This window comes from Thermococcus indicus (assembly GCF_006274605.1).
Taxonomy (GTDB): domain Archaea; phylum Methanobacteriota_B; class Thermococci; order Thermococcales; family Thermococcaceae; genus Thermococcus; species Thermococcus indicus.
In genome coordinates this window covers 971,664-984,383 of sequence record NZ_CP040846.1, presented here as the reverse complement: position 1 = coordinate 984,383, position 12,720 = coordinate 971,664, and the positions used below count along the sequence as shown (strand labels likewise).

15 protein-coding genes are annotated in these 12,720 nt (G+C 52.0%); 3 read left to right on the top strand and 12 right to left on the bottom strand.

Annotated features, from left to right (window positions below):
* Positions 1-105 precede the first annotated feature (105 nt).
* The 7 genes from FH039_RS05320 to FH039_RS05290 form a co-directional block, all read right to left on the bottom strand.
* Positions 106-459 carry a hypothetical protein gene (locus tag FH039_RS05320; protein ID WP_139680484.1) on the bottom strand — a complete coding sequence of 118 codons (354 nt, stop codon included), beginning with the start codon at positions 457-459 and terminating at the stop codon, positions 106-108.
* A gap of 255 nt (positions 460-714) precedes the next feature.
* Positions 715-2,580, bottom strand: coding sequence for an aldehyde ferredoxin oxidoreductase family protein (locus tag FH039_RS05315; protein WP_139680483.1), 1,866 nt, complete (start codon positions 2,578-2,580; stop codon positions 715-717).
* Between the two features lie 90 nt (positions 2,581-2,670).
* Positions 2,671-4,305 carry a hypothetical protein gene (locus FH039_RS05310; protein WP_139680482.1) on the bottom strand — a complete coding sequence of 545 codons (1,635 nt, stop codon included), beginning with the start codon at positions 4,303-4,305 and terminating at the stop codon, positions 2,671-2,673.
* Complete coding sequence (locus FH039_RS05305; RefSeq protein ID WP_139680481.1) at positions 4,293-5,438, bottom strand: hypothetical protein; 1,146 nt, start codon at positions 5,436-5,438, stop codon at positions 4,293-4,295. The genes FH039_RS05310 and FH039_RS05305 overlap by 13 nt, the downstream gene beginning before the upstream one ends.
* Complete coding sequence (locus tag FH039_RS05300; RefSeq protein ID WP_139680480.1) at positions 5,431-6,336, bottom strand: hypothetical protein; 906 nt, start codon at positions 6,334-6,336, stop codon at positions 5,431-5,433. The genes FH039_RS05305 and FH039_RS05300 overlap by 8 nt, the downstream gene beginning before the upstream one ends.
* Positions 6,299-7,135, bottom strand: a complete 837-nt coding sequence (locus tag FH039_RS05295; RefSeq protein WP_139680479.1) for an Ntn hydrolase family protein — start codon at positions 7,133-7,135, stop codon at positions 6,299-6,301. The genes FH039_RS05300 and FH039_RS05295 overlap by 38 nt, the downstream gene beginning before the upstream one ends.
* A gap of 97 nt (positions 7,136-7,232) precedes the next feature.
* Positions 7,233-8,057 (bottom strand): aldo/keto reductase, encoded by an 825-nt coding sequence (locus FH039_RS05290; protein ID WP_139680478.1) that lies wholly within the window; start codon positions 8,055-8,057, stop codon positions 7,233-7,235.
* Between the two features lie 125 nt (positions 8,058-8,182).
* Here FH039_RS05290 and FH039_RS05285 point away from each other — a divergent pair, with 125 nt between their 5' ends.
* A complete protein-coding gene (locus tag FH039_RS05285; protein WP_139680477.1) occupies positions 8,183-8,476 on the top strand; it encodes a hypothetical protein in 294 nt (97 codons plus the stop codon).
* On the opposite strand, the gene FH039_RS05280 is transcribed toward FH039_RS05285, so the two are convergent.
* The 3 genes from FH039_RS05280 to FH039_RS05270 form a co-directional block, all read right to left on the bottom strand.
* Complete coding sequence (locus tag FH039_RS05280) at positions 8,473-8,661, bottom strand: hypothetical protein (protein WP_139680476.1); 189 nt, start codon at positions 8,659-8,661, stop codon at positions 8,473-8,475. The genes FH039_RS05285 and FH039_RS05280 overlap by 4 nt on opposite strands.
* A gap of 23 nt (positions 8,662-8,684) precedes the next feature.
* The gene (locus tag FH039_RS05275) at positions 8,685-8,978 is read right to left on the bottom strand and encodes an ArsR/SmtB family transcription factor (RefSeq protein WP_139680475.1); all 294 of its coding nucleotides are present in this window, start codon (positions 8,976-8,978) and stop codon (positions 8,685-8,687) included.
* A 61-nt stretch (positions 8,979-9,039) separates the two neighbouring features.
* Complete coding sequence (locus tag FH039_RS05270; RefSeq protein WP_139680474.1) at positions 9,040-9,699, bottom strand: DUF2202 domain-containing protein; 660 nt, start codon at positions 9,697-9,699, stop codon at positions 9,040-9,042.
* A 113-nt stretch (positions 9,700-9,812) separates the two neighbouring features.
* On the opposite strand from FH039_RS05270, the gene FH039_RS05265 reads away from it, so the two are divergent.
* Positions 9,813-10,106: a hypothetical protein gene (locus FH039_RS05265; RefSeq protein WP_139681666.1), complete on the top strand. Its 294-nt coding sequence runs from the start codon at positions 9,813-9,815 to the stop codon at positions 10,104-10,106.
* Here the strand turns inward: FH039_RS05265 and FH039_RS05260 are convergent.
* Positions 10,103-11,338 (bottom strand): 2,3-bisphosphoglycerate-independent phosphoglycerate mutase, encoded by a 1,236-nt coding sequence (locus FH039_RS05260; RefSeq protein ID WP_139680473.1) that lies wholly within the window; start codon positions 11,336-11,338, stop codon positions 10,103-10,105. The genes FH039_RS05265 and FH039_RS05260 overlap by 4 nt on opposite strands.
* A gap of 123 nt (positions 11,339-11,461) precedes the next feature.
* Between FH039_RS05260 and FH039_RS05255 the strand changes: the two genes are divergently transcribed.
* A complete protein-coding gene (locus FH039_RS05255; protein WP_139680472.1) occupies positions 11,462-11,971 on the top strand; it encodes an HIT family protein in 510 nt (169 codons plus the stop codon).
* On the opposite strand, the gene FH039_RS05250 is transcribed toward FH039_RS05255, so the two are convergent.
* A complete protein-coding gene (locus tag FH039_RS05250; RefSeq protein WP_139681665.1) occupies positions 11,958-12,650 on the bottom strand; it encodes a hypothetical protein in 693 nt (230 codons plus the stop codon). The genes FH039_RS05255 and FH039_RS05250 overlap by 14 nt on opposite strands.
* Positions 12,651-12,720 lie beyond the last annotated feature (70 nt).

The window sequence follows — 12,720 nt, the reverse complement described above, 5'->3', positions numbered from 1 at the left end:
ATTCTTTTTTGAAGTCAATTCCAGGTTAAAGTTTTTTGGCTCTTATATTGACTGGCTCCAGATACAGCCTTAAACATGCTCTACGATGCAAAGTTGAGCAACTTCTCACTTAAACCTCAGTTTACATATTGGGTTGAGGGTAAAACCTGCAAGAAATTCTCTCCCGACTGCCGGATACTGCGTATGTAATCCATAGTGGAAGTTAGGGAACAGGATGTATCCGGCCTTCTTCGACTTCCAGAACAGGAGCCTGAATCTCCCCCTGCAAACGAAAGTGCGGTGCAGAAGTATCTTGAATTCTTCAGTGAGCACGATGGGAAAGTTTTTCCATGTAATTCCACAGTTAAGGCAACATACAACGGCACGAGCACCGTTAGAGTGATGGAGTGTTGTTCCAGCCTGTGTAATGGTGAACGGATGAAGTATTCCGATGGTCCAGCTACCCATTCTCTCTATCATCCTCTACGGGCTCCTCTTCCTTCTACCCGAGAGATTGCCTTTCCCCCTCTACGCCCTTTTTTATTCCATAGTTTTTACCTTTCAGGCCGCCGCCGTGTTTGATGGGCTAGGCGTTGATGCGCACTTACCCGGGTCCCTGGAGCTGGTGAGCTGGCCTACTCCTCCCTGATTGGCACGCTGATGGCATCTGTTCCGCTCGTACTGATAAGGAAGAAAAGGGGAATAACAGGGCCGATTCTCTGCTCTTCGCATGGTTCAGTCCTGCCTGAACCCCATTCTCTTCTTTACGACCTCCAACGCCCTCTCCGCGTCGCCCTTGAACTCTGGATAGCCGAGCTCCTCCATGGTCTCCGGTAGCGGAACTCCGAGCTCTTCATGCCAGCCCCTCAGCCTGTAGAACTCCCTTCTTGCTTCAATGAAGTCGTTGTAGTCTATGAAAGCCGCGTTGCCCTCCGCTGGCCCCTCTGATTCCGGCTCCCACCAGCGCGGTGGAATGGTGTCGTCGAGTGGAGGCGTAACCCAGTCGAGAGCGTCGTGTATTCTGGCGATGCTCTCAACCGCCTGGGCGACCTTCCTGAGCTTTTCAACCGTCCACTCCTCGCCAGTTGCCAGGGAGTAGAACCTGGCCAGATCCTCCATCTTGTAGGACACAAACTTACAGGTTCCGAGCATGTCGGTGATGTAGCTCTCGTCCCTGCCCTCTATCATCGAAGGCACCAGTTCCTTTGCCGGCCCCTGGTTCGGAAGTTGGTGCGGTCTCGGCCAGCCCCTCAGATGGCTCGCTCCGACGTCAGCGGTGGCGTAGCTCAAAGCGTAGGTTCTCCTTCCACGCGGGTCCCATGCGGGGCTCTCCATTCCCTTCACGTGGACGGCGAACTCACAGCCCCTGCCGAGCCTCTCGCAGGTCCTTTTAACGCCGTCCGCCAAAATTGCCCCAAAGCCCTTCCTCTCTGCCATCAGCCTGATGAGCCTTTCCTCCGCTTCCTCATCACCGAAGCCCTTAACGGGGAGGCCTATCTCGTCTTCGCTTATCAGACCTTTCTCGACCATCTCAAAGAGCCACGCTATCGTGTTTCCAGTGGCTATGCTGTCCAATCCAAGGTCGTTCACGAGCCAGTTGAAGTAGGCCACCGCTGGAAAGTTGAAAACTCCTGTTGAGGCTCCAAGCATGGCTATGCTCTCGTATTCCGGCTTGACGCGGATTTTTCTGCCCTTGTATTCCACCTCAACGTAGCGGGCGCACTTAATCGGACAGCTCTTGCCGTGGACGAACCATTCCGGCTCGACTTCATACTTCTTGACCTCGTCTCCGGCTAATTTGCTCGCGAGCTCGTCCGGGATGTATGGCCTCGAGAAGTTGTAGGCGGGGCTCATGCCGAGCGAGGCGGCACTCCTGAGGGCATCGCTCGTGCCGTAGTTCCTCGTGTGCTCGTACTTCGGGTCTGTGGCGAAGTGCTCGTAGAACTCCTCCCATAGCCTCTGGAACTCCTCTGGGTTGGCTACCTTGGGCTTCTCGCCCGGTTCGACAACCACAGCTTTAACTTTCTTGCTTCCGAGAACCGCTCCAAGGCCGCCCCTTCCGCTGGCCCTCTCGGTGTCGTAAACCACGTTGGCGATCCTGCTGAGTCTCTCGCCTGCAGGGCCTATCAGGGCCATGCTCGCCTTCGGGTGTTCCTTCCAGAGCCTTCTGGCAACCTCATAGTTGCCCTTCCCCCAGAGGTGGCTCGCGTCTCTAATCTCGACTTTTCCATCGTGGACGTGGAGGTAAACTGGCTCTTCAGCCTTCCCCTCGATTACGAGCGCGTCGAAGTGGCCCTTGAGCTTTGGGCCGAAAGCGTCTCCCCCACTGGAGTCGCTGATTAGTCCCGTCTCGGGGCTCTTGCTCACCGCTATGACCTTGCTCGAACCCGGAATTAATCCTGTTAGTCCGCCCGGAGCAAAGACGAACTTGTTGGCCGGACTGAGTGGATCTGTCCCCGGTGGAACCTCCCTGTAAATAAGGTAGTAGCCGAGGCCCTTTCCACCTATGAACTTCCTTATCACCTCGTCGGGCAGTTCCTCGTAGGTTACCTTTCCCCTGCTAAGGTTCACCCTCGCGAGCCTGTTGTGGTATCCCATCATATCAATACACCTCGAACCATTAAGAGATCCATATTAAAATAGGTTAGCAGAGGTGTTTATAGAGGTTGCGGCAGCGGGGAGAGCCTGTGATTAAGACACCTGAATCAGCTTTCTGTTGTTTACATCCACCGTGAAAACCTTAACGCGATTTCTATACTCCGGTCTGGCGAGAGTCCATTTTATAAACGCATGCACATCGTTCTTGAAAAGCACGTACGATGTTGGGGGTAAAACTATCCACAGCTCTGATTTAGTGGTCAGTCGGCTCTCCACGTCTTTTCTCAGTTTCAGTAATGGAAGGGTCTCCCCATAGAACGTTTCTATCTCAACTGCAATGTTTTGAGACTTGACGTGCACATCTATTCTCATCTCCCCTTCGGGATACTCAGTTTCTATGTCGTTTGGATTAACGCCATAATCTTCCACCAATCTTTCAAACACAAAGGCCTTCAGGGCGTAGTGAATCAAGCTCTCTCCAGGGTTGCCTTCAATATACAGTGGGGATGGAATTGTTTTGCCGTGTATCCGGATGGTTCTTGTGTAGGTTTCTAAGAATTCCCGATATTTGTCCTCCAGATGCGGGGCGAGATAATCGAATCCCCTGTCTACAGGTTCCTGCTCACCATAGAAACCCCAAAAATTGTGAATGAGCTTGCATAAACTTTCGGCGGATTGTAGATCTAGCTTAACCCATTTTTGGACTAGTGACATTTTAACGTTGCCCGAGTCCGAAATATAAAGTACCGAATTGAACACCTTATGTTTTACCCACTTAAGGAACTCTTCGTTGCCGTAGAATACCAAGAAACCAAAACCTTGGGAAAACAGCTCTCTAACCTTTTCGGTCATGATTTTTAAGTGTTGTTTTTTCAGTTCTTCCTCCGGCTCCTTCTTACCCACCCAGTCAAGGACAAAAATGGATTTTCCTGCCCGGAGAGACTGTAATCTATCTGTATCCTCTGGCAACATGACATGGTATGCGGTTGGTAATCCTCCGACTCTTACCCTGTAAATCTCTCTGAGAACGCGTTTCAGAAACTCTATGTATCCCAGCTTCTTTTCCTCGGGCTTTTTGGCGAGAATTATAACGGGCCCTTCGGGGAGGAACGATACACCCGAGCCAAAGGCCTTTGAAAACATGTCTTCCACTGGAAGTTCTATTTCAGGGATTTCCCCTGAAGACCCGGCAGCAACCACCAAGCCGATTTCCGTTGTTATTGAATAACTGACATCACCGGATAACTTCAAGAAAATGGGTGTGACCACTGGAACGGAAAGTGAATTCAGGTCTTTTTTGGGAGGCGTTCTAACATCTTCAGTAACATCAAAACCAACAGGCTCGGGCTCCTCAAAGTGAACCTCAGGAAATTTTTTGAGAATTATGTCGAGCAAATGGGAAAGGTAAGGGGTAAAAACTTCTGCCTTAATTTCCCTGTATTCAACACCCTCGGCCTTGAGAAACATCAGCCTCTCAACTGGTCGGATTTTGGATAGGTTAAACGGCTCTGGAAAGGAAACTCCCTCTACGGTGTGGAATGTTATATCACGAGGTTTTTGAAACACCGGTAGAAGCAGGGGGACTTTAATGGTTCGCTTTTTGACCTTGGTTTTGGTATCTTCCCTTTTTGATACTATCGCATCCGGCGTGAAGTCTGTGACGATAATTTCTTCCACTACCAGTGGTTTTCTCTTTGTTTTAACCTCCATTTTTGTCAGCTTTCCCATCCCATAATCACCTGATAGTTGATTTTGTCACCCTGCCTGTCCAGAACTGCGAATCCGCAGAACGCAAGGGGAGCAATGAATGCTATAAAATTGGTGTAGCCTACCCTCTCCTGCAGTCCTGATTCAAACTTTATGTGGCCCCCCTCTATTGTGGCTGTCCCTTGATATACCCTAAATGGACTGGAAACTCTGAGAGAGTTGAATTCACTATCATGAGGGTGCCATCCTGAGATCAGTGTATCATGTACTTTCGTTAGTTCTTCATATGGGATTACGTCTCTCAGCCTTTCGGAGTACACCTTTAGGTATTTCTCAAACTCATCCTCGACCAAGAAGAAGTCGCCAACCTCCCGAATCTGGAAGAGCCTGTAGCACTCAAAGATTATCTCATAAATTTTGTAGCCGACGGTGCCAGGTTTTAACCCGACAACTGCTCGCTTCTCCTTCTCCCGCTCCAGCGGTAGGTCGGGTAAAACAATGTCCACCAGAACGATACCGTATCGGCGTAAGAGCTCCTGCACTTCCTCGGTGAACAGTTTTTGGTAGCTCGCCTCCAGATAAAAGCGGGGCGTTGAGCGGATGGAGATTATAAACAGGGATAGGGGGTTGAAAAGTGGTAGTAGCCCCTTTGCTGCCATAAGGAGTTCACCAACGACCTGCGGCCCTGCCATAGGGGATGACAGCGAAACTTCGCCTACTAAAGGAAGTTCTCTCCCAAGCGCATCAAAGATATCCGAGAGGTTCTTTTTCATTGAGCGGAGGAGTGTTATGAAGTCCGTTTCCCTTAGCTCTGGTTTGATTCCAGAGGACGCACTCTCAAGGTCTATGCCTTCCTTGAGGTAGGAAACTATCCTCTCCATGTCTTCCCCGGCTATCCCAAATCCGAGAATCTCCAAGTAGAACCTGGCGAGGCCGTTCTTCTCTATGGTGTCCTCGTTCAGACCTCCGAACAGAACCTTTTCCCAGATTTTGTTTTCGCCGAGAAGAGCATCAACGGTTCTGTCCCCCGCCTCCTCAAACAGCCAGTCCCTCAGTCTGAGAACTTCCTCGATTTTCATATAAAGGTGAGAGAGCTGGGCTATATACTCTTCCCACGCCTTTTCATCGTGGTACGGTATTCTTCCCTCAATCATTGACCTCCCTCCATGACAGTATCGTTCTAACCCTCGCGACGACTTCAGGAGGCACGTCCGGGATTATTTCCCTGATGTTAGCGGCGTTTTTCCAGATGTCGAGTGCAAATGGAGGGACGATGTTTTTATCCGCAGACGCTATTAAGCCCGCTTTATATAACTCCTCCCGTACCCATCCGGTGTTAAGTTTGGATGCTTTTAGGGATTCCTGTGACACCACTTCCCAAACCACATCAAAGGTGCTTAAACTGAACGGGGCTCCATTGTGTGTTCTTGGATACGCCGACAGGACGACGAAGGCCATCTTGGCCTCCTTTGAGAGTACTCTGATGTTCTCAATGAGCTCTTTCTCAAAGTATCCAGTGACATTTCTATCGCGTTCGAGAATAAACTCCGCCGCTTTTGAGAGTATCTTTGGAGGTTCGAGATAAATGGACTCATAACCAACGTTAAATTTAAGCGTGCTCTCTTGGTTTTCAACGTATTTCTGAATGCCCTCCTTAAGGCTGTTAAGTGTACTCGTGTAAATCTGCCTTGTGGTTATCTTCTCGTCTACTGAACTTGGGTTCCTGATAATACCATCAAGGGCATTCTGAGCGTTCAACACAAGCTCCGATTCATAGGATTTCACTATCTGCCTGGTGATTGCCATTATTGCTTTGTATTCAAGTATTCTGGTGTCCCCAACCCTGCAGTATTCCCTGTGGTAGCATTCCACCTCAAGTATTTTCGGGTAGCTATATAATTCAGGATGTGCAATGAGCCAAACCGCCAGCAACTCCCGATACTTCCTCCGCTCAACAAACTCTTTGGTGAGAAAATCAATGAAGAGCCCTTCCAGCTTTTTCTCCACAGCTTCCTTAACTTTGTCCCTTATCATCTCCCTCACGTCTGTCATCTTCATCAACCTCCATTAGGGAACTGAAAAGAACCTCTTCAACTTTCTCCTCGCCAAGGACATCACAGAGGAACATGAGCTCCTGAATTAGCTCTTTCCGTTTTCTGACTTGCTCTTTGAACTCTCTCAGGGCTTCGTCCTTTATCTGGCCTAGGGCTACCTTTTCATTTTCAACCCTCATGAGCCAGCTCTCGCCGACGAATGGGCCGACAGACGGGTCAATTTCGCTGACCATGTCCACTATAAACGTGGAGAGCAGACCCCAGTTAAGTTCCACGCTCGGCGAGTAGCCGAGAAGCCTGAGGAGCAAGAGACCACCGGTTATGGAGCCCGAGCCGATTATCGCGAACCCCGGGGTATCGTGAACAGGCTCCGCGAGTCCTCTGCTGTCGAAGTGATATATTGAAGCCCTGCCTTCAGGGTCCACACTCGACAGGATCATGTTAAAGCTCACGTCAATTCCCATTTCCCTGAGCTCCCTGAACCGTTTAATCAGGGCCTTTTCTACCTCACCAACAAGTTCTCGAAACTCTTCCTGAGTGAGCGTTGTACCTCTATCCCCATTTTCCATGTATTTTTGGGCGACTTCATCAACAACGTGATATCCGTATTTGACGATTGCGGCATCTCCAGAACCGCCGGCTATTGCCACCGGGATGCCATTGACAAATACCGAATGAATCTTCTTGGCCTCATACGTTACAGGGCCGTAGGTGACTCTGGAGTCCGAGACCATCAAAACGGCATCGTGGTTTTTCTCCTTGTCCCAAATCCATTTCAATGCCAAAACTAATGTCACCTGACCCCACCACTATCAAAGAAAATCGTTCGTCCTATTTAACGATTACCCCTAAGGATAGAATAAATGCTGGATTTGTTCAGGGAAAATAAAACATCTACCCGACGCATAACTTGACCTTCTCCCTGTCCTCTTTACTCAGTCTCCAACCCATGGCACCGGCGTTCTCTTCGATATGGGCTTTACTGCCCGCCTTTGGAATGGCGATAACGTTATCCTCCCAGATGAGGTAGTTTAGCGCAACCTGGGCGGCGCTTTTGCCGTACTTCCTCCCAATCTCGGCCAGGCATTCGTTCCTCGCTAGGGAGCCTTTCTCCAGCGGAGTGTAAGCTATGAGGGCAATCTTTTCGCGCTTCATGTACTCGAGCAGACCGCTCGTCTCGGGCCAGCGGTCCTTGAGCGAGTACTTCACCTCGTTGGCAACTATCTCGTACTTCCTCATCACCTCATGGCTTTTCCTGAGAAGCTCCAGGTCGAAGTTGCTCACGCCGATGTATCGGATTAGGCCGTCGTCAACAAGCTCTTCCAGCGCGTGGAGGGTTTCCTCTATCCTTTCCCAGCTATCGCCGGGCCAGTGGAGGAGGTAGAGGTCTATGTACGTGCCGAGTCTCTTCGCGCTCGCCCTCGCGGCCCTCTTGGCTTTTTCATAGCCGAAGTTCGTCGGCCAGACCTTGCTGATGATGAAGAGTCCTTCCCTCTCGAAGTCTCTGATGGCTTTCCCGACGAGTTCTTCGCTGTGGCCGGCCCCGTAGAACTCCGCCGTGTCTATGAGATTGATCCCCAGCTCAAGGCCGTACCTCAGGGCTTCAACACTTTCCTTATCGCGGGAATAGTCCGGTGTCTCGTAACCACCGATGCCCCATGTTCCCAAACCGATTGCCGTGACATTATCCGAGCCGATAACATTCAGATCCCGTCCCATTGGAGGCACCTAATGGGATTAGGTTTCCGAACTAATTAAAGTTTGCGTCTTAACGCTAAGACGAGTACCCAAAAATGGGAAGGCACATTTTTAAGCTGAATGTGGTTTCAACGAGGGGTGATACCATGGACCCGATGGCAGAGGTGTTTGAAAAAGCCAAGAAAAACCCCCAGATGAGAAAGAAGCTGAGAATAAAGGCAATCTTCTCGATGACGCTGTTCATAGCGTTTTTAGGCGTGATATTCATAACCATCGGAACGTTCATCTCTGCAAAGCAGGGGACTTTCCTGGGGATGAACCAGCTTGATTTCCTCAAGCTCCGGGCCCGCTACGGCCTCCTTATGATGGTCCTGATAATAATCCACCTGCTCATGAACAGAAGCATAATGAAAAAGGAGCTGGAGCTACTGACGGGTTAAACCTCCTCCAGCTTTTTCTTTACGTCTTCCGTGTTTTTCCGCGTTTCTTCAAGGGCGTTCTTGAGCCTCTCAAGCTCGACCTTGAATTCGTTCAGGGTTCTGTTCACCTGGTAGAAGGCAAACACCAAAACCACGAGGAGTATCAAACCGAGTATTATGCTTATCCACCCGCTCGGAGTCGACATGGGTTCCCCTCCCCACGGCATTTTTATCCCTCCAGATTCATAATCACGTCGTTGTCTATAACGAGCCTGAACGGCCTTGCACGGTAGTATTTCTTGGCCCTCGGGTCATCTGGCTCAAGTCTAAGCTCGCTCTCGACGAGACCGGCCTTTTCGAGCTTCTTGAGGTGGAGATAAAGGAGCTGCCGCGATATTCCGAGTTCCTTGGCGAGTTCATAAACGTACCACTCCTTCCGACAGAGAAGCTTGAGTATCCTGACCCTAACGGGATTTGAGAGTGCATCGCAGACGGTGGCCAGCTCCTCGACGCTCTGTGCCATTTTCAACACCGCTGAGTCAAGACTAAAGGAGGGTTGGAAAAAAGAGATAAAAGCTTTCCGCTCATCCCACTATGGTCCGGTATTCATCCTCGCTGAGCACCTGCGGGGAATACGTCACGTCGTACCGGTTCTCCAGCAGCCTTGTGAAGGCCCTGAGGTGGTTCTCGCTGCCAGCCATGAGGCTCTCGTAGACCTGCTTGATGTCCTCGTTATCGGTCTGGGCTATCCAGTCCTCGAGGTCTTTTATGTCGGTCTCCTCTATCAGCGCGCCGACCTTAAGTGCATCCTCCTGGCTTGCGCTTCCCATCTCAACCAGCTGGTCGTAGAGGGCCTGGAGATCGTCGTTCTGGAAGACACCCACCTCGTCGAGAGTCTCTGGAGCGGTCAGGTTGTATTTCTCTATAAGTGAAAGAACCGCGTCCATGTGCATCCCCTCGCTCCTCGCTATGTTGCTGAACACCGGAAGGTCCCACTGCTCGTAGAGTGTCAGGTAAACGTCACGTGCAAGCTTCTCCTCCTCCACCATGTACAGCAGGCCGTCTATCTCCTCCTGGCTGAGGTCGGAGTAGTACGTCTCCATAGTGCCGTTAAGCATGGGCGCGGTTGTCCGACCGGCGTACGGGTTCTCTCCTGGAGTCCCGTGCCACGCTGCCACGCTCCCGAGGGTGAACCCCAGGGCAGCTAACATCAACAGGGCGATACCCCAAATCTTTTTCCTCATGTCTCTTCACCTCTCCATGTGTAAGTTCAATATTACATATGCATGCAGGGTTTATAAAGTTTTTGGCGGGAAAGGTTTTAAGCCAAAGGTCCAACATACGCAAGGTGAGGGTAATGGACTGGGGGGAGATAGCGGCCCTCCTGGCCATCGTCATGGGCGTGGTTTATCTTGCGGTCGAAGTCCGGCAGAAGCTCTCCTCTAACAGGAGGATCTCGAGGATTTCATGGATTTTCACACTGGAACTGGGTGCTTATCTCATAACCATGGGGATGCTGACCGCTCTGCTGAGGCAGGGCAGAATCGACGCGGGCCTCTACGCCGCGGTGATATGGGCCTTCGCCCTGACCCTTCTCCCTATGTCCATCTACTTCATGGTGAAAAAAGGAACGAAGGGCAGACCAACCTAAGCCCCGAACTTCTCGCTCCTGTTCATGAGGTCCATCATGATGGGCACTATATCGTGCCCTTTAATTCTGCCAAGGCCGCCGCGCATGCACTCGCGCTCGCCGAAGCTCTCCGTGTAATCGGGCCTAACACCGCCACCGGCTATGAGAACCGGAACGGGGTCGCCGCTGTGGTTCATGACCTCGCACGGCGTGCTGTGGTCGCCGGTGATGGCGATGACAACCTCTTCGAGGTCGATGCTGTCGATGATGTAGCCTATCATCCTGTCGGCTTTCTCTATCATCTCTACCTTGAGCCTCGGATTGTTGTCGTGACCGGCGGCGTCAGTCGGCTTGAAGTGCAGGAACACGAAGTCGTAGTCCTTCAGAAGCTCAACTACCTTCCTGGCCTTGGCCATCTCGTCGGTGTTGTATTCCCCAGTCGCGCCCTCCGGCGTGTATATGTCAAAGCCTATCGCCCTGGCAACGCCCTTGACGAGCGAGACAGCTATAACCCCAGCGGCCTTAACATTCCACTGCTCGGTGAACTTCATCGGGATGCCCGGGTAGGTTCCGGCGCCGCGGATGAGGAGGTAGTTGGCTACCGGCTTGCCCTCCTTCCTGCGCCTCTCGTTTACCGGGTGCTTGTCCAGAACTTCGTGGGCCTTCTGAACGAACTCCCCAAGGATTTCGGCAACCTTTTTGCTTTCATCATCCTCCCAGGTGAACCCGTGGGGCGGTTTTCCGGCCTCGTGGGGGTCGTTCTCCCCGACGCGATAACCGGAAGCCATGCCTTTGAGCACAAGAACCGCCCTGTGGCCGGTGGCTCCAGCGAAGATGAACTCAACCGGGAGCTTAACGTTCTCCTGAACTGCCTTTGCCAGCTCGTGTGCCTCTTCGGTGCTTATCCTGCCAGCTCTCCGGTCGGTGATGACTCCGTTCTCGATGGTGGCAAAGTTCACGCGGAAAGCTAAGTCCTCCTCGCTGAGGTCGAGGCCCACTCCCATGGCCTCAAGGTAGCCCCTGCCGCGGTAGACCTTGTAGGGGTCGTAGCCGAAGATGCTCAGGTGGGCGGTATCGCTGCCGGCCGGCTGTCCGGGCTTTATCGGATCCTGCTGGCCGAGGATTCCGAGCTTGGCAAGCCTGTCCATGTTTGGAGTGTCAGCGTACTCCAGCGGGGTCTTTCCGCCGAACTCCTCTATCGGCCTGTCTCCGAGGCCATCGAGGATTATAAGAAGTCCCTTTCTCTGCTTCATAATCTATCACCTGGGGTGAGTAGAAGGGTGGAGTTAAAAGCTTTGTTGGATGATTGTGGCCCCTCCCACCAACCCCAAAAAAGCTTTTAACCTACCCCCGTTTCTCCCACTGGAGGTGAGGTTATGAAAACCCTCTGGGCACCGTGGAGAATCGAGTACATACGCTCACCCAAACACGATGGCTGCATTTTCTGCGACTTCCCGAAGGAAAACCGCGACAGGGAGAGGCTAATTCTCTACCGCGGGGAGCACTGCTTCATAATCATGAACAACTACCCCTATAACCCGGGGCACGTCATGATAGCACCCTACCGGCACGTGGGGAAGTGGGAAGACCTCACAGATGAGGAACTCCTCGAGATTATGAAGCTCTCCCAGCTCATGATAAAGGCCCTGAAGAAGACCATGAACCCCCACGGCTTCAACCTTGGCGTGAACCTTGGTAGGGTGGCTGGAGCGGGAATAGACGACCACGTCCACCTCCACATAGTGCCGAGGTGGAACGGCGACACCAACTTCATGCCCGTCATAGCGGACACCAAGGTTATCCCAGAGTCGCTGGAAGAAGCCTACGACGAGCTCAAGAGGGCGATAGATGAAATAACCGGCGAGGGAGAGCCTAAAGCTCCCTGACCTTTATCTCAAACCTCTTTTCAAGGGGAAGTCCCCTGAATACCTCTCCATCGAGCTCCAGAACGGGGACGTCCGACTCTATGACGCTCCTCCTGCCAGACTCATAAACCACCAGCCTGACGAGCTTTCCTCCCCTGACCTCCGCGGACAGGCGGGTGCCGTCCTCGGCCCTGCCCTCCAGAAGGAAGTCCTTCCCTTCCAGCTCCCAGGAAACGCGCTTTATCAGGGCGGGTGCGGTTTCTGAGGTTATGTGCTCCACGACCCCTTCCTTCCCTGTTATCCTTGCAACGGGACAGCTGGCCCGGGCGCTGCAGAAGTCCTTTATCGCCTCGGCTATACCCCTTGCGAAGTTCTCCAGCGGCTTGCCCATGAGCGCCTCTCCAAAGCCTGCCCAGCTCGCGGAGACCCTCAGCCTTCCCCCGACCACCTCAAAGGTTATTGTGAGTATCCCCCTGTCCCCGGTGAATGTGTAAACGGCACGGTGCTCCTGGAATCCCACGGTTAGTTTGAACTCGTAGCCGAAGTTGAAGATGAAGCGGGGCACTTTGAAGCGAACCCTGTCGCCCTGGATATCCTCGAAGTACGGGAAGAACGGAAGGGTTTTCTCAGGCTCGCTGAGGATAACCTGAAGGCTTTCCCACGGGTGAGAGATTTCAACTTCCCAGCTCTTCGTTTTCACGTTTATCCCCACAGAAACCATAGAAAGAGATATAAAAAGCGTTTCTTAAACCGTTGGTTTGGAACCCGGT